This window comes from uncultured Lutibacter sp. (assembly GCF_937891065.1).
GTDB lineage: Bacteria > Bacteroidota > Bacteroidia > Flavobacteriales > Flavobacteriaceae > Lutibacter.
Genome location: NZ_CALAEQ010000228.1, coordinates 20,888 through 43,391, shown reverse-complemented (window position 1 = coordinate 43,391; position 22,504 = coordinate 20,888). Strand labels below are relative to the sequence as shown.

General features: G+C 29.8%; 21 protein-coding genes. 13 read left to right on the top strand and 8 right to left on the bottom strand.

Annotation, left to right across the window (positions count from 1 at the left end; translation table 11 throughout):
• The first annotated feature begins 58 nt into the window (after positions 1–58).
• From xrtF to Q0352_RS12555, 3 genes are all read left to right on the top strand, one after another.
• Positions 59–595: an exosortase family protein XrtF gene (xrtF, locus tag Q0352_RS12565; RefSeq protein ID WP_299527996.1), complete on the top strand. Its 537-nt coding sequence runs from the start codon at positions 59–61 to the stop codon at positions 593–595.
• Positions 592–1,026 carry an exosortase F system-associated protein gene (locus Q0352_RS12560; protein WP_299527995.1) on the top strand — a complete coding sequence of 145 codons (435 nt, stop codon included), beginning with the start codon at positions 592–594 and terminating at the stop codon, positions 1,024–1,026. The genes xrtF and Q0352_RS12560 overlap by 4 nt, the downstream gene beginning before the upstream one ends.
• Positions 1,027–1,111: 85 nt before the next feature.
• Positions 1,112–1,519, top strand: coding sequence for a heavy metal-binding domain-containing protein (locus Q0352_RS12555; RefSeq protein WP_299527994.1), 408 nt, complete (start codon positions 1,112–1,114; stop codon positions 1,517–1,519).
• A 94-nt stretch (positions 1,520–1,613) separates the two neighbouring features.
• Here Q0352_RS12555 and groL read toward each other — a convergent pair whose 3' ends face one another.
• The 7 genes from groL to miaB all read right to left on the bottom strand — a co-directional run bounded on the left by groL (position 1,614) and on the right by miaB (position 8,092).
• Positions 1,614–3,248, bottom strand: a complete 1,635-nt coding sequence (gene groL / locus Q0352_RS12550) for a chaperonin GroEL (RefSeq protein WP_299527993.1) — start codon at positions 3,246–3,248, stop codon at positions 1,614–1,616.
• Between the two features lie 19 nt (positions 3,249–3,267).
• Complete coding sequence (gene groES / locus Q0352_RS12545) at positions 3,268–3,546, bottom strand: co-chaperone GroES (protein ID WP_299527992.1); 279 nt, start codon at positions 3,544–3,546, stop codon at positions 3,268–3,270.
• Between the two features lie 161 nt (positions 3,547–3,707).
• Entirely contained in the window at positions 3,708–4,052 is a 345-nt protein-coding gene (gene secG, locus Q0352_RS12540) for a preprotein translocase subunit SecG (protein ID WP_299527991.1), read from the bottom strand.
• Complete coding sequence (locus tag Q0352_RS12535; protein WP_299527990.1) at positions 4,049–4,846, bottom strand: hypothetical protein; 798 nt, start codon at positions 4,844–4,846, stop codon at positions 4,049–4,051. Before Q0352_RS12535 ends, secG begins: the two co-directional genes overlap by 4 nt.
• A gap of 4 nt (positions 4,847–4,850) precedes the next feature.
• The gene (locus Q0352_RS12530) at positions 4,851–5,357 is read right to left on the bottom strand and encodes an LptE family protein (RefSeq protein ID WP_299527989.1); all 507 of its coding nucleotides are present in this window, start codon (positions 5,355–5,357) and stop codon (positions 4,851–4,853) included.
• A gap of 61 nt (positions 5,358–5,418) precedes the next feature.
• The gene (locus Q0352_RS12525; RefSeq protein WP_299527988.1) at positions 5,419–6,654 is read right to left on the bottom strand and encodes a sigma 54-interacting transcriptional regulator; all 1,236 of its coding nucleotides are present in this window, start codon (positions 6,652–6,654) and stop codon (positions 5,419–5,421) included.
• Between the two features lie 4 nt (positions 6,655–6,658).
• A complete protein-coding gene (miaB, locus tag Q0352_RS12520; RefSeq protein ID WP_299527987.1) occupies positions 6,659–8,092 on the bottom strand; it encodes a tRNA (N6-isopentenyl adenosine(37)-C2)-methylthiotransferase MiaB in 1,434 nt (477 codons plus the stop codon).
• 131 nt (positions 8,093–8,223) lie between these two features.
• Between miaB and Q0352_RS12515 the strand changes: the two genes are divergently transcribed.
• From Q0352_RS12515 to Q0352_RS12480, 8 genes are all read left to right on the top strand, one after another.
• A complete protein-coding gene (locus Q0352_RS12515) occupies positions 8,224–9,444 on the top strand; it encodes a hypothetical protein (protein ID WP_299527986.1) in 1,221 nt (406 codons plus the stop codon).
• A gap of 232 nt (positions 9,445–9,676) precedes the next feature.
• Positions 9,677–12,172: a type I DNA topoisomerase gene (gene topA, locus Q0352_RS12510; protein ID WP_299527985.1), complete on the top strand. Its 2,496-nt coding sequence runs from the start codon at positions 9,677–9,679 to the stop codon at positions 12,170–12,172.
• Positions 12,173–12,223: 51 nt separating this feature from the next.
• The gene (locus Q0352_RS12505; protein ID WP_299527984.1) at positions 12,224–13,384 is read left to right on the top strand and encodes a formimidoylglutamase; all 1,161 of its coding nucleotides are present in this window, start codon (positions 12,224–12,226) and stop codon (positions 13,382–13,384) included.
• 104 nt (positions 13,385–13,488) lie between these two features.
• Positions 13,489–14,862: a gliding motility lipoprotein GldK gene (gene gldK, locus Q0352_RS12500; protein WP_299527983.1), complete on the top strand. Its 1,374-nt coding sequence runs from the start codon at positions 13,489–13,491 to the stop codon at positions 14,860–14,862.
• A gap of 32 nt (positions 14,863–14,894) precedes the next feature.
• Positions 14,895–15,542, top strand: coding sequence for a gliding motility protein GldL (gldL, locus tag Q0352_RS12495; RefSeq protein WP_299527982.1), 648 nt, complete (start codon positions 14,895–14,897; stop codon positions 15,540–15,542).
• A 45-nt stretch (positions 15,543–15,587) separates the two neighbouring features.
• Complete coding sequence (gldM, locus tag Q0352_RS12490; RefSeq protein ID WP_299527981.1) at positions 15,588–17,120, top strand: gliding motility protein GldM; 1,533 nt, start codon at positions 15,588–15,590, stop codon at positions 17,118–17,120.
• A 12-nt stretch (positions 17,121–17,132) separates the two neighbouring features.
• Positions 17,133–18,035 (top strand): gliding motility protein GldN, encoded by a 903-nt coding sequence (gldN, locus tag Q0352_RS12485; protein ID WP_299527980.1) that lies wholly within the window; start codon positions 17,133–17,135, stop codon positions 18,033–18,035.
• A 73-nt stretch (positions 18,036–18,108) separates the two neighbouring features.
• The gene (locus Q0352_RS12480; RefSeq protein ID WP_299527979.1) at positions 18,109–19,164 is read left to right on the top strand and encodes an FAD-binding oxidoreductase; all 1,056 of its coding nucleotides are present in this window, start codon (positions 18,109–18,111) and stop codon (positions 19,162–19,164) included.
• On the opposite strand, the gene Q0352_RS12475 is transcribed toward Q0352_RS12480, so the two are convergent.
• On the bottom strand, positions 19,130–19,534 hold the full coding sequence (locus tag Q0352_RS12475) for a DUF983 domain-containing protein (protein WP_367274645.1): 405 nt from the start codon (positions 19,532–19,534) through the stop codon (positions 19,130–19,132). The two genes, Q0352_RS12480 and Q0352_RS12475, sit on opposite strands and share 35 nt — an antisense overlap.
• Positions 19,535–19,660: 126 nt before the next feature.
• On the opposite strand from Q0352_RS12475, the gene Q0352_RS12470 reads away from it, so the two are divergent.
• Together Q0352_RS12470 and Q0352_RS12465 are read left to right on the top strand one after the other, a co-directional pair.
• Positions 19,661–21,580: an ABC-F family ATP-binding cassette domain-containing protein gene (locus tag Q0352_RS12470; RefSeq protein WP_299527978.1), complete on the top strand. Its 1,920-nt coding sequence runs from the start codon at positions 19,661–19,663 to the stop codon at positions 21,578–21,580.
• Positions 21,571–22,503: a 1-aminocyclopropane-1-carboxylate deaminase/D-cysteine desulfhydrase gene (locus Q0352_RS12465; RefSeq protein WP_299527977.1), complete on the top strand. Its 933-nt coding sequence runs from the start codon at positions 21,571–21,573 to the stop codon at positions 22,501–22,503. Before Q0352_RS12470 ends, Q0352_RS12465 begins: the two co-directional genes overlap by 10 nt.
• The last annotated feature ends 1 nt before the right edge of the window (position 22,504 follow it).

Sequence of the window (22,504 nt, the reverse complement as noted above, 5' to 3'; positions counted from 1 at the left end):
TAATATAGAAATGTTCATATAAATTTGTAGTTTTATGCAAAATTAAAATTCTTTTTTTGTGCAAAGCAATAAAACGGTCATATTATTTTTGATTAAATTTTTCGGAACCTATATATTGTTGTTTCTAATCTATTCAGCTTATTTGAATAAAACACAAAAAAATAGTGAAGTGTTTTCTTGTGCTCCAATTACCAAAATTGTTGCAAAACAAACTGAAATTGCGTTAAATTTTTTTGGGTATAATGCTAAAATTGAACAACATACTGAAGAAGTATCTGTTAAATTATTTATAGATAATATATTCATTGCTCGTATTATTGAAGGGTGTAATTCCATTAGTATTATTATATTATTTATTTCTTTTATTGTGGCTTTTTCAAGTGATTTAGAAACAACATTTTTATTTATAGTATTTGGAAGTTTACTTTTGTATGTAACCAATGTTTTTAGAATTGTTATAATTTCAATTGCATTATACAAATTCCCTCAATATCAATATGTGTTGCATGATATTTTATTCCCATTAATAATTTATGGAACTACTTTTTTGCTTTGGTTTTTGTGGATAAGAAAATTTTCAACGCTAAAAAAATGAAAAAACAACTTCAAATATTTCTAATAGTATTTTTGGTTTTAATGTTAGTTGCTGTTAGAGTTTTTGTTCAACCATATTTTTATGACCCTTTAATTGAATATTTTAAAGCCGATTACCTTCATAATTCAATTCCTGAAATAAATTTGAATTTTTTTTTTCTAAATTTATTTTATAGGTATTTTATGAATACAATAATTTCTTTAGCTATTTTGTATGTAGTTTTTGATAATTTTAAAATTCTAAAATTTTCTTTTAAATTTTACACAATTGCATTTGTAGCATTAAGCGTTATACTATTTATACTTTTGAAATTTAATTTAAGTAACGATTATAAACTTATTTTTTATGTTAGGAGATTTTTAATTCACCCAATTTTTTTACTGGTTTTATTACCAGCTTTTTATTATCAAAAATTGAAGCAAGAAAACTAAGACCTGAAAAAAGTTTAAAAAGAGTTGTCATTTTTTATTACTTTAGTAGACTATATAAAATGTATAATATTTAAAAATTAAAATAATGAAAAAAACAATTTTTGTACTTACAGCAATTTTCTCGTTTGTTGTACTTTTTACTGCGTGTAAAGAAACTAAAAAAGAAGAAGTTAAAGAAGATGTTAAAATTGAAAGTCATGAAGGTCATGACCATGGTTCAGAAGAAATGTCTACAGCGGATGTTTACCAATGTCCAATGGATTGCGAAAAAGGAAAAACATATGATGAAGTGGGTTCTTGCCCAGTTTGTAAAATGGATTTAAAAGTAAAATCAGTTGATGCAAAAGAAATGATACATGCTGACAATTGTAAGTGTAAAGAAGCTGGCGAATGCACTTGTGAAGGCGATGTATGTGAGTGCCAATCAGAAATGGCTTCAATGACTAAAGATAGTGAAATGTGTGCACCAGGAAAATGTTCATGTAAAGCTTAGAGTATAATTTAAAGTGATAATTTAAAATTTCAGTAAACAAAAAAATCCGATGTTTTTAGCATCGGATTTTTTTATAATATATTGAATAACTTTTTTACATCATTCCTGGCATTCCACCACCCATTGGAGGCATACCGCCACCTGGAGCATCTTCTTTTATATCAACCAATGAACAAGCAGTTGTTAAAATCATACCTGCAACTGAAGCAGCATTTTCTAACGCAATTCTTGTTACTTTAGTAGGGTCAATAATACCAGCTTTTAGCATTTTAGTATATTCTCCAGTTTTAGCATTATAACCAAAGTCTCCTTTTCCTTCCATAACTTTAGCAACTACAACTGAACCTTCACCACCTGCATTTTCTACAATTTGACGTAATGGTTCCTCAATTGCTCTTGCTAAAATTTTAACACCTGTTAATTCATCTAAATTATCAGTAGTAAGTGTTTTTAAAACTTCTATAGTTCTTACCAAAGCAACTCCACCACCAGCAACAATACCTTCTTCAACAGCAGCACGAGTTGCATGTAATGCATCGTCTACTCTGTCTTTTTTCTCTTTCATTTCAACTTCACTAGCAGCACCTACATATAAAACAGCAACACCACCAGCTAATTTAGCTAAACGTTCTTGTAGTTTTTCTTTGTCGTAATCTGAAGTAGTAGTTCCAATTTGCGCTTTAATTTGCGCAACTCTACCTTTTATATCTTCAGCATTTCCAGCACCATTAACAATAGTTGTATTGTCTTTATCAATAGTAACTCTTTCAGCAGTACCTAACATTTCAAGTGTTGCTTTTTCTAAAGTTAAACCTCTTTCTTCAGCAATTACAGTACCACCTGTTAAGATTGCAACATCTTCTAGCATTGCTTTTCTTCTATCACCAAAACCTGGAGCTTTTACTGCGGCAATTTTTAGTGCTCCACGTAATTTGTTCATTACTAATGTAGCTAAAGCTTCACCCTCAACATCTTCAGCAATTATTAATAATGGTTTTCCACTTTGGGCAACAGGTTCTAGAATTGGTAATAAATCTTTAAGATTTGTAATTTTCTTGTCGAATAATAAAATATATGGATTTTCTAAATCTACTAACATTTTATCAGCGTTAGTAACAAAATAAGGAGATAAGTAACCTCTGTCAAATTGCATTCCTTCAACAATATCTACATAAGTAGAAGTTCCTTTAGCTTCTTCAACAGTAATAACACCTTCTTTACCAACTTTTTCAAAAGCTTGTGCAATTAAATCACCAATAGTTTCATCATTATTTGATGAAATTGAAGCGACTTGCTTTATTTTATCTGATTTGTTACCTACTTCTTGAGATTGCTCTCTTAAATTTTTAACAATAGCTTCAACCGCTTTGTCAATACCGCGTTTTAAATCTAATGGATTTGCGCCTGCAGCAACATTTTTTAATCCTTCTTTTACAATTGCTTGCGCTAATACGGTTGCAGTTGTTGTTCCATCTCCAGCTAAATCGTTAGTTCTTGAAGCAACTTCTTTCACCATTTGAGCTCCCATATTTTCTAAAGGATCTTCTAATTCAATTTCTTTTGCAACAGTTACTCCATCTTTAGTAATTACAGGTCCACCAAAAGATTTTCCTATAACAACATTTCTTCCTTTTGGTCCTAATGTTACTTTAACTGCATTTGCTAAAGCATCAACACCACGCTTTAAACCATCACGTGCTTCTATATCAAAAATTATATTTTTTGCCATTTTTTTATTTTTAAAACTATTAAATAATTGCTAAAATATCAGACTCTCTCATGATTAAATATTCAGTACCTTCTAAAACTAGTTCAGAACCTGCATATTTACCAAATAAAACAGTATCACCAACCTTTACAGTCATTGGTTCATCTTTAGTGCCATTACCAACAGCTATTACAGTACCTTCTTGTTGTTTTTCTTTCGCTGAATCAGGAATAATAAGTCCTGAAGCAGTTGTAGTTTCAGCTTCAAGAGGTTTTACTAAAACTCTATCTGCTAATGGTTTAATAGTATTTTTGTTCATTTGTAATTTGTTTGAAATTTATGAATTCTATGAATTAAACTGTCTAAAAGTGTGCCAGTTTAGTAAAACTGACAAATGTACTTTTTAACTAAAAATATAGGAAATAAAAATGCCAACGTGTCATCCACATTGGCATTTTTATTTTCTATATTTTTTAAATATTATTGAGCGGAATCTTTTAAAGTTGTTGTTGCAGCAGGTAGTTCTGGTACATCTTGAACTTCACGATTTTCAATAGTGTTTTCAATTTCTGAACTTGTATCAATTACATTTACTTTTGGTGCTACAAAATTTGATAATAAAATGAGCGCAAGTAATATTATTGATAATGTCCAAGTGCTTTTGTCTAAAAAGTTAGTTGTATTTTGAACTCCACCTAATGCTTGTGTTCCACCACCACCAAAAGAAGAAGATAATCCTCCACCTTTAGGGTTTTGTACCATAATAATTAGAATTAGCAAGAATGCTACGATCATAATTAGAACTAAAAATAATGTATACGTCATGACTTGTTTCTTTGTAAAATTTTTATTGCTTTAATTCGGTCTGCAAAGAAACTACTTTTTTCTGGATATTTCAAACATAAAATGCGATATGCTTTAATTGCATTTCCATACTTCTTTTGTTCTAAGTAAACTTTAGCTAAAGTTTCAGTCATTAAATTGTCATTTTCTTTAGAACTTTCAATGGAAACATCAAAATTTACAGCGTTTTTATCTACAGGCTTAATTTTTGGGTTTGACTCAATAAATTTGTCTATAACACTAAATTTATCGTTTTTTTTCTCTTCTCTAATAATTGGTTTTTGACTAATTAATTGCATCCATTCATTAAATGAATGAGGTTCAGCACTACTAAATGAGAGTGGTTTGCCAATTTCTAGAACTTCAGTTGCATTTTGTGCATTTTCTTCAATTTCTTCTTTTGGAACAATTGTAAGTTTTGTTTTTTCATTTTTAGAAGAAACAATAGCTGTTATTTTTTCATGTAATACTTTAATAGTTTCGGCTTCAACAATTTCAATATCTTCTAATACTTCAACATTTGTAGTTGTTTTATTAATAAATATTGGGGATGTAATAAAGTTAAAAAGTACGCTTCTATCTATAGTATAAGCAGCAGTTTTTTTTAATGTTGGGTTATATTTATAACTATTAGTTTTGTTAAGTCCTTTTAATAATAATGCTCTAGCAGATTGAAAATAAGGAAATTCACTAACAATTTCTTCTAATTTCTGCGTTCTTAACGTATTTATAGATTCAGGGTTTTGTAATATGTTTATGTATTGTGAACTATTCATAAAGTTACCACTTTGCTACTGAAGCATTAAAAATATCTTGTGTTACGCGTTCCAAAATTTCATTAAAAGCATCATCTAATATTCCACCTACTAATTGTGCATTAGCATCATAATCATAATAGTGAGAAAACGTTCTTTCAAAATTATCTTCTTCTAACTTATTATTATAAAAGCGAACATTTACTGTAATTGTAAGGCGGTTTTGTGCTGCAGTTTGTGCTGCAGTTGCAGTCATTGGGTTAATTTTGTATCCAGTTATTTCACCTTCAAATTGTAAATCTCCACCTGATTTTACTAGAGTTAAATTGGTTTGTGTTGTGAATAAATCTTGAAAACGAATTGTAAATTCCTGACTTAAAGAAGGTTCAACTAAAATAGCGTTGTTTGGAAAATAATCTATTTGCACTGATTTCACATCGGGATGTAAATTAGTTCCTGTGAATGAATATATCCCACAACTTTGAGCAGAAACAATCAATAAAAATAAAAGGGTGTATTTAAATTTTTTCATTAAAATGTTTTAAACCTGTTTTGATGAATTTAAAAAATAAATTCAAAGTTAATTATTTAAACTATAAATCGTATTGTTTTATTTTACGATATAATGTTCTTTCAGAAATACCTAATTCTTTTGCTGCCAATTTTCGTTTTCCTTGGTTTTTTTCTAATGATTTTTTTATTAATTCAATTTCTTTACTTTGAATTGATAAACTTTCATCATCATCAATAGTTTCAGTGAATTCAAAATCGTCATCAAAATTAAATTTTTCATTAATACGAACAACTTCAACATTGTTTTCATTTTCTATTTCTGAAGAATCTTCTTTGTATATTTTTTTAATAAGATTTTTGTTTTCTTCTTGAACTTTATGGCTGTCTCCACTTTTCATTAAATCAAGCGTTAACTTTTTTAAATCGTTAATGTCATTTCGCATGTCAAACAACACTTTATACATGATATCTCGTTCGTTTGCAAAATTACCACTTGAATTTTTTTGATCTATAACTGATGGTAGGTTTGTTCCTTTACTTGGCAAATATTGAAGCAGTTTTTGCGAAGAAATTTCTCTATTTTCTTCAACTACTGAAATTTGTTCTGCTATGTTACGCAGCTGGCGAATATTTCCAGGAAAGCCATAATTTTCTAACATTTTTACAGCACTTTCTGAAAGTCTAACAGTTGGCATTTTATATTTTTGAGCAAAATCTGCTGCAAATTTTCTAAATAATAAATGAATATCAGCTAAACGATCACGTAATGGAGGCAAATGTATTTCAATAGTGCTTAAACGATAGTATAAATCTTCTCTAAATTTTCCTTTTCCAATTGCATCGTGCATATTTAAGTTAGTTGCAGCAACAATACGAACATTTGTTTTTTCTACTTGTGAAGAACCAACTTTAATAAATTCACCATTTTCTAATACACGCAATAATCTAACTTGTGTAATTAATGGCAATTCACCAACTTCATCTAAAAAAATAGTACCACCATCAGCTACTTCAAAATATCCTTTACGTGCAGAAGTTGCTCCTGTAAAAGAGCCTTTTTCGTGCCCGAAAAGTTCACTGTCAATAGTTCCTTCAGGAATTGCACCACAGTTTACAGCAATATATTTTGCGTGTTTACGATGTGATAAATTATGAATTATTTTCGGAATACTTTCTTTACCTACACCACTTTCACCCGTAACTAATACTGAAATATCAGTTGGTGCAACTCTAATTGCTTTTTCTAAAGCTCGGTTTAAATGAATATCGTTTCCAATAATTTCAAAACGTTGTTTTATTGCTTGTAATGATTCCATAGTTTTAAATTCTTTTTCCAAGAAGCGTTGCTGAAGTACAATCTTCAATATAAACATTTACAAAATCACCAATTTTTTCATCTCCTTTTGGGAAAACCGCAACCGCATTTTGTGAATTTCTACCTTTCCAATGTGCGTCAGATTTTTTTGAAGAACCTTCAATTAAAATCTCAACAGTTTTTCCAACAAACTGTTCTAAATGATATAAACTGTGTTTTTGTTGCACTAAAATTATTTCAGCTAAACGTCTTTTCTTAACGTCAAGTGGAATATCATCTTCCATTTTTTTAGCTGCAGGAGTTCCAGGTCGTTCAGAATAGGCAAACATAAAACCAAAGTCGTATTTCACATATTCTAATAAACTTAATGTTTCTTGATGTTCTTCTTCAGTTTCACCACAAAAACCAGTCATCATATCTTGTGATAAAGCGCAATCAGGAATTATTTTTTTAATGTTATCAATTAATTCCATATACTCTTCACGCGTATGTTGTCTATTCATTCTTTTTAGTACAGAAGTACTACCAGATTGAACTGGTAAATGAACGTAATTACAAATGTTATCGTGTTTTGCCATGGTGTAAATTACATCTAAATTCATATCCTGAGGATTGGATGTAGAAAATCGAATTCTTATTTTTGGAAATGCAATAGCTACCATTTCTAATAATTCAGCAAATCCAATAGCAGTTGTTTGTGCAATTTCTGAAGCATTTTTAAAGTCTTTTTTTAATCCGCCGCCATACCAAAGGTAACTATCCACATTTTGACCTAAAAGTGTAATTTCCTTATAATTTTGTTCGCTAAGTTGTTTAACTTCTTCTAAAATACTTTTTGGTTCTCTGCTACGTTCTCGCCCTCGTGTAAAAGGAACTACACAAAAAGTACACATATTATCGCAACCTCTGGTAATAGATACAAAAGCTGAAACTCCATTGCTATTTAATCGAACAGGAGAAACATCTCCATAGGTTTCTTCTTTAGATAATATTACATTAACGGCATCTCGTCCAGCATTTACTTCTTCTAATAAGTTTGGTAAATCTCTGTAAGCATCTGGCCCAACAACTAAATCAACTATTTTTTCTTCTTCTAAAAATTTTTCTTTCAAACGTTCTGCCATACAACCTAAAACCCCAACTTTCATTCTAGGATTTATCTTTTTAACGGCATTGTATTTTTCTAAACGTTTACGAACAGTTTGTTCTGCTTTTTCTCTAATTGAGCAGGTATTTACCAAAACTAAATCGGCTTCTTCAATTAAATGGGTGGTGTTATATCCTTGTTCAGATAGTATTGCTGCTACAATTTCACTATCATTTAAATTCATAGCACAACCATAACTTTCAATATATAGTTTTTTGCTATTACCTTCTATTTGATTGGTCAAAAGCGCTTGACCTTGGTTTTTTTCTACGATTACTTTTTCTTGACTCATATATCTTTTATTCAGGTGCAAATATAATTCATTTTTTCAGATATATGACATATTGGCAGAATATTTTAAATTTGAAATAAGTTAAGATATCTTAACTTTGTTTAAGTAAATACTATTTAAATTGTTTTAATATGAAAACTAAAAATTTATTTTTTTCGGCGATTTTAATTTCAATTTTTTTTATTTCTTGTTCAAATGATGACAAGTATGAATACTATGATTTAGCAACACCAGTAACAATTAGTTTTGATGAATTAAGAAAATCGGTAGATATTTTACCTCCAAGAGTAATTGAACAATCTGGAAAAATTTACAGTTACAACAAGTATATTTTTGTAAATGATAAAAATAAAGGGATTCATATTATTAACAACACAAATCCTGAAAATCCGGTTAAAATTTCATTTTTACAGATACTTGGAAATATAGATATTTCAGTTAAAAACAATTTCCTATATGCTGATAGTTTTATTGATTTATTGGTTTTTGATATTTCAGATATTAATAATATAAAATTAGTAAATCGTTTAAATGATGTTTTTCCATATTATTACAGCATACCTCAAAATACTGTAGTAGACTGGCAAGCTTTAAACACTCAAAATAATGTAGTTGTAGATTGGGTAATTAAACGTGAAAGAAGAGAAATAAATACAAATATACTTTATAATGATATTGCTTTTGCTGAAGCAGTGGTCACTTCAGGTCAAGGAGGTTCAATGGCTCGTTTTAAAATTGTAAACTCGTATTTATATGCAGTTGATAGCCATTCAATACATATTTTTGATATTGGGAATTTAGATAACCCAACTCAGTTGGAATCTGTATCTGCAGGTTTTGATATTGAAACTATTTTTAATCAAAACCAATACTTGTTTTTAGGTAGCATGTCTGGTATGTTTATTTATGATATTACAGAACCAAGTTCGCCCCAATTTGTATCTGAATTTAGTCATGGAACGGCTTGTGACCCCGTTGTAGTTGATGATAATTATGCGTATATTACTTTAAGGTCAGGGAATTCTTGTGGTGCTTTTGATAGCAGTTTGCAAATTGTAGATATTTCAGATATTAAAAATCCGATATTAGAAAATTCGTATTCCATGGTAGGACCTTATGGATTGGGAGTAAAAGATGAAAAGTTATTTATTTGTGATGGAGATGCAGGTTTAAAAGTATATGATAAAACCGATGTAAATGAAATTGTGTTATTAAACCACTTTAAAGACATTAATACTTTTGATGTAATTCCTCTTGAAAATCATTTATTAATGATTGGAGAAGGTGTTTTATACCAATATTCTTATGAAAATAATGATATTAAATTGCTTAGCACCTTTAATTTATACTAAGTTTTTATAATAATAATCAGTTTTTCGGGCTCTTTTTATTTTTATTTTATTGCTGAAAAGCCAATAGGAGTCTATGTTTTTGAGTAATATTTTTTTGTTTAAAATTTATTTAAACTTCCCATTTAAAAAAATCTATATACTTTTGCAATCCAAAATCTCAATAAGATTCTAAATAATTTTGAAGAAGAAAAAGAAATTATTGAGAGATGAAAGAAAATAATTAATAAGAAATATGGCTAAAAATTTAGTAATAGTTGAGTCACCGGCAAAAGCAAAAACAATAGAAAATTTTTTAGGAAAAGATTTTCAAGTAGAATCAAGTTTTGGGCATATTGCAGATTTACCTTCAAAGGAAATTGGAATTGATGTAGAAGGAGATTTTATGCCAAAATATGTTGTTGCAACTGATAAAAAAGCAATTGTTAAAAAGTTAAAAGATTTAGCGAAGAAAGCTGATACTGTTTGGTTAGCATCGGATGAGGATCGTGAGGGAGAGGCTATTGCATGGCATTTATTTGAGCAATTAAAGCTGAAAGAAGCCAATACAAAGCGAATTGTTTTTCACGAAATAACAAAGAAAGCTATTTTAAAAGCTGTTGAAAATCCAAGAAGTATAGATTATAATTTAGTAAATGCACAACAAGCAAGAAGAGTTTTAGATAGGTTAGTAGGTTATGAATTGTCGCCTGTACTTTGGCGTAAAATAAAAGGAGGTTTATCAGCAGGGAGAGTGCAATCTGTTGCTGTGCGTTTAATTGTTGAAAGAGAAAGAGAAATTAGTGAATTTAAGCCCGTAGCTTCTTATAAAGTTGTTGCTGAATTTATTACTGAAGAGGGAAAGAAATTTAAAGCAACTTTACCTAAAAATTTCGAAACGAAAGCAAAAGCTGAATCGTTTTTAAATTCATGTATTGAAGCTGATTTTAAAGTTGAAGACCTTCAGAAAAAACCAGCTAAAAAATCACCAGCAGCACCATTTACAACATCAACATTACAACAAGAAGCTTCAAGAAAATTATATTTTCCGGTAGCTAAAACTATGATGATAGCGCAACGTTTGTATGAAGCAGGTTTTATAACCTATATGAGAACGGATAGTGTAAATTTATCAGAAGATGCTAAAAATGATGCAAAAGAAGAAATTACATCATCTTTTGGAAAAGAATATAGCAAACCAAGAAGCTTTAGTACAAAAGCTAAAGGGGCTCAAGAAGCTCACGAAGCAATTAGACCTACAACTATGAGCACACAATCTGTTTCAGTTGATTATGACCAAGATAGATTGTACGATTTAATTTGGAAAAGAACAATTGCGTCTCAAATGAGTGATGCTCAGTTAGAACGTACCAATGTTAAAATTACCAATAACAAAAACACCAAAGTTTTAACAGCAAATGGTGAAATGATAAAGTTTGATGGTTTCTTAAAAGTGTATTTAGAAGGTACTGATTTAGAAGATGAAGAACAAGAAGGAATGCTTCCTTTTATGGCTGAAGGTGAATCTTTAATAAATGAAGTTATTACAGCAACAGAGCGTTATACAAAAGCGCCATATCGCTATACAGAAGCTTCTTTAGTAAAAAGATTAGAAGAATTAGGTATTGGTCGTCCATCAACATATGCACCAACAATTTCTACAATTCAGCGTAGAGAATATGTAGAAAAAGGTAGTATTGACGGAACAGATAGAGATTATACACAGATAAAATTAGAAAGTCAAAAAGTAACTTTAGCTACTTTAACAGAAAAAGTTGGTTCAGATAAAGGTAAATTAACACCTACTGATATTGGAAACATTGTAAACGATTTTTTAGTTGAAAATTTCTCAAATATTTTAGACTTTGGTTTTACTGCAAAAGTAGAATCTGAATTTGATGATATTGCTGAAGGAAAAGAAGATTGGATTTCTATGATTAAAGATTTCTACAATAAATTTCACCCAATAGTTGAAGATGTTGCAGCAAATGCTGACCGTGCAAAAGGAGAGCGTTTATTAGGAGAAGATCCGGAAAGTGGAAAAAATGTATATGCTCGTTTAGGAAGATTTGGAGCAATGGTTCAAATTGGCGAAGCAACCGATGAAGAAAAACCAAAGTTTGCTAGTTTACAAGGAGACCAAACGTTAACTTCAATTACGTATGAAGAAGCAATGGATTTATTTAAACTGCCTAAAACTATTGGTGGCTATGAAGATATTGAGGTAATAGTAGCAAACGGTCGTTTTGGCCCATATATTAAATATGACACCATGTTTGTTTCAATTCCGAAGGATGAAAATCCAATGTCTGTTGATATTAATAGAGCTATAGAATTAATTCAAGAAAAGCAAGAAGCCGATGCTCCTATTGGTGAACATGATAATTTACCAGTTCAAAAAGGAGTTGGACGTTTTGGTCCGTTTTTAAAGTGGAATGGAATTTATATTAATGTCAATAAAAAATACGATTTTGATAATTTAACAAAAGAAAATATTGTTGAATTAATTGAAGATAAAAAACGTAAAGATATTGAGAAAGTATTGCACAACTGGGAAGAAGAAGGTATTAGAGTTGAAAAAGCACGTTGGGGTAGATCAAACATTTTAAAAGGAAAATTAAAGATAGAACTGCCAAAAACTGTCGATGCTTTAAAATTGACGTTAGAAGAAGTAAAAGAAATAATTGAAAAAAAATCACCCAAAAAGAAAGCAACTAAAAAAACTACAAAGCGTAAAACAACGAAAAAATAAATTTTTTGATTATCTTGCTCCAAAATAGAAAAAGATAACAACCCCTAATCAATGAATTTCGAATATCTTAATCCTGTTGATGAAACATTATTGATTCATGCCAAAATGCAATCTAGTCAAGCTTTTGGTCAATGTATCGATATTTATACAGCGCAAAATGGTTTTCCAGATTTAACTAAAATAAGAATAGCAATAATTGGTGTAGAAGAAGGAAGGGCTTCTGTAGGAAATTACGGAACAGGTTCTAATTTAAATGAAATTAGAAAAGAATTATACAAATTATATCTAGGCAATTGGCCAATAAGTGTTGCTGATTTAGGAAATATCTCACAAGGAAATACAATTGAGGACACTTATTTTGCTTTAGGGAACTTATTATCTTACTTAATTAAAAATAAAATAATACCTATTATCATAGGCGGAAGTCAGGATTTAACGTATGCCAATTATAGAGCATACGATAAACTTGAGCAAACTGTAAACATAGTAGCAGTTGACAATAAATTTGATTTAGGCTCTATAGAAGATGAATTGACTTCACAGTCATACTTGAGTAAAATTGTAATGAATAAGCCAAATAATTTATTTAATTATAGTAATATTGGTTATCAAACCTATTTTAATTCTCAAGAGGAAATTGATTTATTAGATAGTTTGTTCTTTGATACGTATAGATTGGGAGAGGTTGTAAACTCCATTAAACTAGTTGAGCCATTGATGAGAGATGCAGATATTGTGACGATAGATTTATCTGCTATCAAAAATTCAGATGCACCTGCAAATAAGAATGCAACACCAAACGGGTTTTCAGGAGCAGATATTTGCGCTATTTCACGTTATGCAGGAATAAGTGACAAGGTAACTTCATTTGGTATTTATGAATACAATGCTGAATTTGATGCTAAAACCCAAACAGCTCAATTAATATCTCAAATGATATGGTATTTTATTGAAGGTGTTAATTATAGAGCAAAAGATTATCCTTTTGGGTTAAAAGATAATTACCAAAAATATAGTGTGCCAATTGACGATCAAATACTTACTTTTCATAAAAGTAATAAGAGTGGTCGTTGGTGGATGGAAATTAATTTAAACGATAATAATAAATTTAAGAGACATGCGTTAATACCATGTACTTATGAAGATTATATAAGTGCAACTAATCAGGAAATCCCTGATAGATGGTTTAAGACATTAAAAAAATTAGTATAAAAAATTATGTATTCATACATAATAAAATACGTTTTTTTTTGTTTTAAACAGATTAAAGTAAATATTGTTTTTTAAAATAATTAGTAATAGGTTTGCCTAAATAGATGAAGAAAATAATTATGAAGAAAATATCATTGTATATTTTATTGGCTTTATTAGTATATAGCTGTGGTTCTAGTGACCAAGGTGAGTTGATAGGTGTAAGATCACAAAGTAGATGGTATTCACAAAAACCATTAGGAATGGTTTTAATTCCAGGAGGTTCTTTTACAATGGGGAAAAGTGATGAAGATGTTGCAGGATCACTTACAACACCTTCAAGAACAGTTACTGTAAGACCATTTTATATGGATGAAACTGAAATTACGAACAGTGAGTATAAAGAATTTGTATTTTGGGTTCGAGATTCAATTATAAGAACAAAATTAGCGCTATTATCAGAATTAATGTCTGATGACACCAATATAATTCTCCCAGATTACCAATTTTCAAATCCAGATACTACAAATATGTCTCCATACCAAAAGTATATGATGAATAATTATGGTAGTTTAGGAGATGTAAATTCACCATTACAAGGAAGATCATTAAATTGGGGAGAAGAATTAATTTGGGATAATAATGAATTTCCAGACGAATATTATTCAGAAGTAATGGATACAATGTACGTATCTATTGAAAATAGTTTTGATGGAAAAAGAATTTTGGATACCAAAAAATTAAAATTCAAATACTCATGGTTAGATAGAGGTGCAGCTGCAAAAGAAAAAGGAGACAGAAAAGATTTTATTAAAGATGAAATAGTTGAAGTATATCCTGATACAACTGTTTGGGTAAAAGATTTTAATTATTCTTATAATGATCCAATGCACCAAGATTATTTCTTTCACCAAGCGTATTCTGATTACCCAGTTGTTGGAGTTAATTGGAAACAAGCAAAAGCATTTTGTAGTTGGAGAACGAAAAAGAAAAACGATTTTTTAAAGTCAAAAAAGAATGCAAGTTCAGTACCATATTTTAGATTGGCAATTGAGGCAGAGTGGGAATATGCTGCACGTGGAGGTTTAAATTATTCAACATATCCATGGGGAGGACCTTATACAACTTCTGATAGAGGTTGTTTTTTAGCAAATTTCAAACCAGCTAGAGGTGATTATGCTGTTGATGGAGCTTTGTATACTATGGAAGCTAAATCGTATAACCCAAATGATTATGGACTTTATAACATGGCAGGTAATGTATCTGAATGGACAAATACAGCTTATAGTGAAGCATCCTATTATATAGGTTCAACCATGAATCCAAATGTGGAAATCTCAGAAAATCACAGAAAAATTATTCGAGGAGGATCCTGGAAAGATGTAGCGTATTTTTTAGAAGTTAGTACAAGAGATTATGAATACGGTGACTCAGCAAGAAGTTATATTGGTTTTAGAACAGTACAAGATTTTTTAGGAACTAACATTGAAGGTAATTAAAAAAAAATAACCCAAACTTAAAAATTAAAATTATGGCATCATCAAAGAATACTAAAAAAATATTTAATATGGCTTATGGCCTTGGAGCATCTGTAGTTATTATAGGAGCTCTTTTTAAACTTACACATTTCCATATAGGTTTTTTAACAGGAAATGTTATGTTAGCCATTGGGTTAATTACGGAAGCTATAATATTTGCTATTTCCGCTTTCGAACCTGTTGATGATGATTTGGATTGGGCACTAGTTTATCCCGAATTAGGAAGTGGACAAGATAGAGATAAAGATAGAAAAGATGCAAGAGAATCTCAAAGTTTACTTTCCCAAAAGTTAGATTCAATGCTGAAAGAAGCTAAATTAGATGCCGGTTTAATGCAAAGTTTAGGAGAAAGTATTCAAAACTTTAAAGGTGCTGCAGAAAATATTGCACCTGCGGTAGACTCTATAGCTGCTACAAATAGATATAGCGAGCAAATGTCAATGGCAGCAGCTCAAATGGAATCGTTAAATAGTTTGTATAAAGTACAACTTGATAGCTCAAGTAGACAAGCTGAGATTAATCAACAAGTTGTTGTAAATTCAGAGAAATTAAAAGAACAAATGGAATCCTTAACAACAAGTCTTTCTTCACTGAATAGTGTTTATGGAGGTATGTTATCTGCAATGTCTAATAAAAAGTAATTAGTTGAATATTGGCTAATAAATTAATAAAAAAAACTAATTAGTATGGCTTCAGGTACACTATCACCAAGGCAGAAAATGATTAACTTAATGTACTTAATTTTTATTGCGATGTTAGCAATGAATATGTCCAAAGAAGTACTCTCAGCTTTCGGGTTTGTGAATGAAAAGTTGGTTGATAATAATACAGCTACATCCTTAAAGAATAATGATATATTATCAAATATAGCAACCAAAGCTCAGGAACAACCAGAAAAATATAAATCCTTATATGATACAGCTAAAAAAGTTGATGATTTGTCAAAAAATTTCAACAGCTTTTTAGAGGGTGAAAAGGCATTATTCCTTGCTGAGATTGAAGATGTTAAAGATTATGAATCTATGGATCAGGCAGGAATTGTCGATGAATATTTTTTTAAAGGAGATACCTTTACTGAAGGTGGAAAAGAATTTTTAAATAGTATAAACTCCTATAGAGACCAAATAATTAAACTTGTTGGGAATAATACAGTTATTATAGCAAATATTAATAAGAGATTTAACACATCTGATCAGGAAACAGAAGGAGGAATTAAACAAGCATGGTTAAATAATAGATATGAAGGATTCCCTTTAATATCTACCATTACTAATTTAACATCAATGCAAACAGATATTAAAACAACACAATCTGATATTTATGGAAACCTTCTAGGAGGTCAATTAGAAAGTGACGTTTCCATGTCAAACTATAAAACTATTTTAATTCCTGAAAAATCAGCATTTTTCCAAGGTGAAAATTTTAAAGGAAAAATAGTACTAGGACGTTATGATGCTTCTTTAAAACCAGAAAAAGTGGTTGTAAATGGAATTGAAATTAAAGAAATTAAAGATGGTGGTGCGGAACTTAATTTTCCAGCAGGTGCAGTAGGTGAGAGAGAAATTAAAGGGAAGTTTGTTTTTATGGAAAATGGAGAACCTGTTGAAATAGAAATTAATAGTTCTTATGCTGTAATTCCAAAACCAAATAGTGCCGTAATTTCTGCAGATAAAATGAATGTTGTATATAGGGGAGTGCCAAATCCTATGACAATTTCAATACCAGGAATACCTGATAATTTAGTTACTGCAAATGGAGTTGGACTAAAAAGAGCAACAGGTTCAGGTAAATACACAATGACACCTAGTACAGGAAATGAAGTTAAAATTAGTGTTTCAGGTAAAATGCCTGATGGACAGACAGTTAGTACTTCTCAAAATTTTAGAATAAAGGATATTCCTTCTCCAAGTGGAAGTATAAGAAAACAAATGGGGTATGTTATAATGCCTAAAACTAGTTTGGAAAACTCTACTGTTGGTGCTGAATTACCAGATTTTGATTTTGATTTAGTACTTAGGACTTCAGGTTTTACTTTAAAAGTACCAGGACAAGGTGCAGTGGTAGTTAGAGGTAGTAAAATGGATGCTCAAGCTAAAAAAGCTATTGCTAAAGCTAAAAGAGGTGATGTAGTTACAATATTCGATATTAAATCATCGTTAGTAGGTAATACTACTTATAAAATTAAAGAAGCATCAGCTGTAAGTATTGAAATACAATAAAATAAATTTTAAATGATAAATAAGAAACATATTGGGATTTTTATTTTAGCATTTTTGCTATTTAATTCAATATATGCACAATCAAATTTATTGAATGCGCAAAATCCTTCTGATATTGGTGTGAAAACAGCCGAGCAATTAGCTGTTGATAATGACAAGCCATTAGAATACGGTTATATAGACGATAGGGATATTTTATGGTCTAAAGTTGTATGGGAATATATAGATTTAAATGAGCGTATTAATTTACCTATGTATTACCCAATTGATACTACAAGTATCTCTGGGAATAGACGTTCTTTGTTTGATACCTTATTAAAAGGTATTAAGAGCGATGTAATTACTGAAGTTTATGATGATGACTATTTTACAGCTAAAATGACTAAGGCTGAAATAAATAGAAAATTGTACAGAATTGATACTACTGAAGCAGGTATTGATGAGTTGAATGCAGGAGCAACCAATATTGATGAATATATTGATAAAATTAACTTAACATCTCAAGATATTGAAGGTATCAAAATTAAAGGACTTTGGTATTTTGACAAGCGTCAGGGAGAATTAAAATATCGTTTATTGGCAATAGCACCAGTTGCACCAGATATTCAAACAATGGGAAGAGAAAATTTTAATCTTAATGAACAATTAGCGTTGTTTTGGGTGTGGTTTCCAGATGCGAGAAATACACTTCATGAAATGAAAGTTTTCAACCAAAAAAATTCAGCATACCCAATTTCATTTGATCACTTGTTAAATGCAAGAAGATTTAACTCTATTATTTATAGAGAAGAGAATATTTATGGGAATAGAGATGTAGCACAATATGTAAAAGGAAATGCATTATTCCAAGTATTGGAATCTAATAAAATTAAAGAGGGTATTAGAAATAAAGAATTAGATATGTGGAATTACTAAATTCTACCTATTATAAAACAAAAAACTCTTGCATATAGCAAGAGTTTTTTGTTTTATAGCCTAAATTTGTCCGATGCAAGTAGATTATATAATTGTCGGTTTAGGATTAGCAGGTTTAGCCTTTACAAAAGAGTTAGACAACAATAAAAAATCATTTATAGTCTTTGAAGATAATTCTCAAAATTCTTCAATTGTTGCAGGAGGAATGTACAATCCGGTAATTTTAAAACGTTTCACCCCCGTTTGGAATGCAATAGAACAATTAGAAATTGCAGTGCCCTTTTATGCGAAATTAGAGAAGCAATTCAATAAAAAATATGATTTCCCAGTAGATATTTACCGAATATTTAAATCGGTTGAGGAACAAAACAATTGGTTTATTGCTTGTGATAAACCATTGCTAACTAATTATATGATTGCTCAAATAATTAATAAAAAATTTGATGGAGTTTTAGCGGATAATGGTTTTGGAAAATTAACTAATACAGGAAGAATTGACACTAAATCTTTATTGGAAGATTACAAAAATTATCTAACAGATAGCAACTTATTAAAAAATGAAAGATTTGAATACACTGAACTAAAAATATGCAATGACGGTGTTGAATATAAAAATGTAAAAGCATCAAAAATAATTTTTTGTGAAGGCTTTGGAATCACCAAAAATCCGTTTTTTAATTATTTACCAATGCAAGAAGCAAAGGGAGAGTTGATAGCCATACATGCTCCCAAATTAAATGTAGATTTTTTAATAAAGGCTTCAGTATTTGTGCTGCCGTTAGGTAACAATTATTATAAAGTTGGTGCTACATTTAATTGGAAAGATAAAACAAAGCTTCCAACGGAAGAAGGTAAACAAGAATTGAGTACTAAGTTAGAATCGTTTATAACCGTTCCTTATACAATTGTTGAACATACAGCAGGAATTAGACCAACTGTAAAAGATAGAAGACCTTTGGTAGGAAAGCATCCAATACATAAAAATTTAGCGATTCTAAATGGCTTAGGAACTCGTGGAGTTATGATTGCACCTATAGCTGCAAAAGCATTGTACAAATATTTAGAAGAAGAAGTCGCATTAGATAAAGAGATTTCTATTGATCGTTTTCAGCAGCTTTTTTCAGATTAGCACTGTAGGAAACAAAAATATTAATCCAAACAATGCGAGAAAGACGAATGGTAATAGGAGCGGTTAAAATTAATATTACGACAATAGGAATAAAACTTTCCAATAAATTTAAATGAAAAACTAATGTAGATATTACAAAAGTTATTATTGCAAGTCCAACAGTTAGCCCATAATTAACATACATAGCACCATAAAAAAAAGAAGGTTCCATCATATATTTAAAATTACATTCTGAACAGTTTTCATGCATTTTAAATGCTTTATGAAGTTTAAAAATGTTCTTTTCAACCATAAAATCACCTTCATGACATTTTGGGCATTTATTAAATAAAATGCTATATAATTTTGATCCTTTTTTTATGATTTTCATTAAATTTAAGCTAAGACTCATTTTTTATTAAAATAAAAAACTTTAATTCAGTTCCAAACTTATTTATAGTAAGTTTGCAAAGTTGATATAAAAACACACAAATTTACATTAAATTATAAAATATAAATGCTTAACGTACATAATTTAACGGTTTCTTTTGCCGGTTCTGATTTGTTTTCAGGAATTACTTTTAAATTAAATAAAGGAGATAGAATTGGTTTAATTGGGAAAAATGGAGCGGGAAAATCTACACTGCTAAAAGTACTTTCTAAAGATATTGAAAGTACTAGTGGAACTATGGCTTTTGATAAAGAAGTACGTATTGGTTTTTTGCGTCAGGATATAGATTTTGAAGAAGGAAGAACAATTTTAGAAGAAGCTTACCAAGCTTTTGAAGAAATTAAAGAAATAGAAAGCAAACTAGAAAAAATAAATCAAGAATTAGCTGACAGAACAGATTATGAAAGTGATTACTATCATGATTTAATGGTTGATTTAAATGACTTTACACATAGATACGAATTGCTTGGTGGTTATAATTATCAAGGAAATACAGAAAAAATATTACAAGGTTTAGGTTTTCAAAGAGAAGATTTTGATAAGCTAACAAATACTTTTTCTGGTGGATGGAGAATGCGTATTGAATTGGCAAAGTTATTATTACAAAATAATGATATTTTATTATTAGATGAGCCGACAAACCATTTAGATATTGAATCTATTATTTGGTTAGAAAACTTTTTAAAAGTTTATCCAGGTGCCATTGTTTTAGTATCGCATGATAAAATGTTTTTAGACAATGTAACCAATAGAACCATTGAAATTTCTTTGGGTAAAATATATGATTATAAAAAACCTTATTCTCAATTTTTATTATTGCGAGGCGAGATAAAAGAAAAGCAATTACAAGCACAAAAAAATCAGGAGAAGGAAATAAAAGCAACCCAACTTTTAATAGATAAATTTAGAGCCAAGGCAAACAAAGCAACCATGGCTCAATCTTTAATAAAAAAATTAGATAAAGTTGAACTTATTGAAGTTGATGATGATGACAATGCAGTGATGAATATTCGATTTCAAATTTCAAAGGAACCTGGAAAAGTAGTTGTTGAAGCTGATAATCTTTCTAAGAGTTATGGGAAAAAGGATGTGTTGGAAAATGTTGATTTACTAATTGAAAGAAATAGCAAAATAGCTTTTGTAGGGCAAAACGGACAAGGGAAATCTACTTTGGCAAAAATTTTAGTTGGGGAAATTCCTCATGGCGGTCATTTAAAATTAGGACACAATGTACAAATCGGGTACTTTGCTCAAAATCAATCAGAATATTTAGAGCCAGAACAAACGGTATTGGAAATTATGGAAAATGCAGCTACCGATGGTAATAGAGCCAGAGTTAGAGATATGCTAGGTTCTTTTTTGTTTGGTGGAGATGCGGTAGATAAAAAAGCTAAAATGTTGTCTGGTGGTGAAAGAAATAGACTGGCATTATGTAAATTACTATTGTCACCGTTCAATGTTTTAATCATGGATGAGCCAACAAACCATTTGGATATTGCATCAAAAAATGTTTTAAAACAAGCACTTAATAAATTTGATGGCACACTTATTTTGGTTTCGCATGATAGAGATTTTTTACAAGGACTAGCAACCACAGTATATGGTTTTAAGGATAAAGTGATTAAAGAATATTTAGGAGATATCGACTTTTTCTTGGAGCAACATCAACTTGAGAATTTACGAGAGGCAGAAAAGAGAACGGTAGTAGCAAAAAAACCAGAAGCTTCTAATAAAAAAGAATATAAATTATCACGAGAAGACGAAAAAGAACTTAAAAAATTAAAGAATCAATTATCTAAAATAGAAACTCAAATAGATAGGTTGGAAAAAGAAATTTCAGAAATGGATGTGGATTTAACTGAAAACTTTGAGCTTGCTTCGACAAAACCCAATTTTTTTGATAACTACAAAGCAAAAAAACAAAAAGTAGAAAAATTGATGGAGGAATGGGCTGAAATTGAAGAAAAAACTGAGAATTGTTCTTAGCAACTAAAAATAGCAGAATTCAAAAAATTCATTTAGCTGAAATAAGTGATAAAGAGATTTCTCTTTATATAAAGCGAGAAGATGAGTTGCATCCCTTTATTTCAGGAAATAAATATAGGAAATTAAAATACAATTTACTGGAAGCTTCTAAACAAAATCAGCATACATTGTTGACTTTTGGAGGTGCTTATTCTAATCATATTGCTGCAACTGCAGCAGCAGGTTTTGAACATAATTTTAAAACAATTGGAATTATAAGAGGTGATGAACTGGCAAATAATTTAGAAGAGATTCTTAGAAATAATGCAACATTAAAATTTGCTTCTGAACATCATATGCAATTTCATTTTATTTCAAGAAGTGAGTATAGAAATAAAACCACACCTGAATTTATAGCTAAGCTAAAAGAAAATTTTGGTGACTTTTATTTAGTCCCAGAAGGAGGAACAAATAATTTCGCGGTAAAAGGTTGTGAAGAAATTTTGACAGAAGAAGACGAAAAATATGATGTGATTTGTAGTTCAATTGGAACAGGTGGTACAATTTCAGGATTGATAAATTCATCTAAAAATCATCAAAAAGTAATAGGATTTCCTGCCTTAAAAGGTGATTTTCTTCAAAATGAAATTAAAAAGTATGTACTAAAACAGAATAATTGGAGTTTAAATACAAATTATCATTTTGGAGGTTATGCTAAAATTTCAGAAGAATTAATTACTTTTATCAATAATTTTAAAACTGAAACGCAAGTACCTTTAGAACCAATTTATACTGGAAAAATGTTATTTGGTATTGTTGATTTAATAAAAAAAGATTATTTTAAAAAAGGAACTAAAATTTTGGCAATTCATACCGGTGGTTTACAAGGAATTGATGGAATGAATTTAGTGTTAGAAAAGAAAAAATTAGCTCAAATAGTATAAC

What these genes read in the sequence shown, in the direction of transcription:
- Q0352_RS12560 (WP_299527995.1), top strand. Translation starts at nt 592, where the DNA reads ATGAAAAAACAACTTCAAATATTTCTAATAGTATTTTTGGTTTTAATG.
- Q0352_RS12555 (WP_299527994.1), top strand. Translation starts at nt 1,112, where the DNA reads ATGAAAAAAACAATTTTTGTACTTACAGCAATTTTCTCGTTTGTTGTA.
- groL (WP_299527993.1), bottom strand. Translation starts at nt 3,248, where the DNA reads ATGGCAAAAAATATAATTTTTGATATAGAAGCACGTGATGGTTTAAAG.
- groES (WP_299527992.1), bottom strand. Translation starts at nt 3,546, where the DNA reads ATGAACAAAAATACTATTAAACCATTAGCAGATAGAGTTTTAGTAAAA.
- secG (WP_299527991.1), bottom strand. Translation starts at nt 4,052, where the DNA reads ATGACGTATACATTATTTTTAGTTCTAATTATGATCGTAGCATTCTTG.
- Q0352_RS12535 (WP_299527990.1), bottom strand. Translation starts at nt 4,846, where the DNA reads ATGAATAGTTCACAATACATAAACATATTACAAAACCCTGAATCTATA.
- Q0352_RS12530 (WP_299527989.1), bottom strand. Translation starts at nt 5,357, where the DNA reads ATGAAAAAATTTAAATACACCCTTTTATTTTTATTGATTGTTTCTGCT.
- Q0352_RS12525 (WP_299527988.1), bottom strand. Translation starts at nt 6,654, where the DNA reads ATGGAATCATTACAAGCAATAAAACAACGTTTTGAAATTATTGGAAAC.
- miaB (WP_299527987.1), bottom strand. Translation starts at nt 8,092, where the DNA reads ATGAGTCAAGAAAAAGTAATCGTAGAAAAAAACCAAGGTCAAGCGCTT.
- Q0352_RS12515 (WP_299527986.1), top strand. Translation starts at nt 8,224, where the DNA reads ATGAAAACTAAAAATTTATTTTTTTCGGCGATTTTAATTTCAATTTTT.
- topA (WP_299527985.1), top strand. Translation starts at nt 9,677, where the DNA reads ATGGCTAAAAATTTAGTAATAGTTGAGTCACCGGCAAAAGCAAAAACA.
- Q0352_RS12505 (WP_299527984.1), top strand. Translation starts at nt 12,224, where the DNA reads ATGAATTTCGAATATCTTAATCCTGTTGATGAAACATTATTGATTCAT.
- gldK (WP_299527983.1), top strand. Translation starts at nt 13,489, where the DNA reads ATGAAGAAAATAATTATGAAGAAAATATCATTGTATATTTTATTGGCT.
- gldL (WP_299527982.1), top strand. Translation starts at nt 14,895, where the DNA reads ATGGCATCATCAAAGAATACTAAAAAAATATTTAATATGGCTTATGGC.
- gldM (WP_299527981.1), top strand. Translation starts at nt 15,588, where the DNA reads ATGGCTTCAGGTACACTATCACCAAGGCAGAAAATGATTAACTTAATG.
- gldN (WP_299527980.1), top strand. Translation starts at nt 17,133, where the DNA reads ATGATAAATAAGAAACATATTGGGATTTTTATTTTAGCATTTTTGCTA.
- Q0352_RS12480 (WP_299527979.1), top strand. Translation starts at nt 18,109, where the DNA reads ATGCAAGTAGATTATATAATTGTCGGTTTAGGATTAGCAGGTTTAGCC.
- Q0352_RS12475 (WP_367274645.1), bottom strand. Translation starts at nt 19,534, where the DNA reads ATGAAAATCATAAAAAAAGGATCAAAATTATATAGCATTTTATTTAAT.
- Q0352_RS12470 (WP_299527978.1), top strand. Translation starts at nt 19,661, where the DNA reads ATGCTTAACGTACATAATTTAACGGTTTCTTTTGCCGGTTCTGATTTG.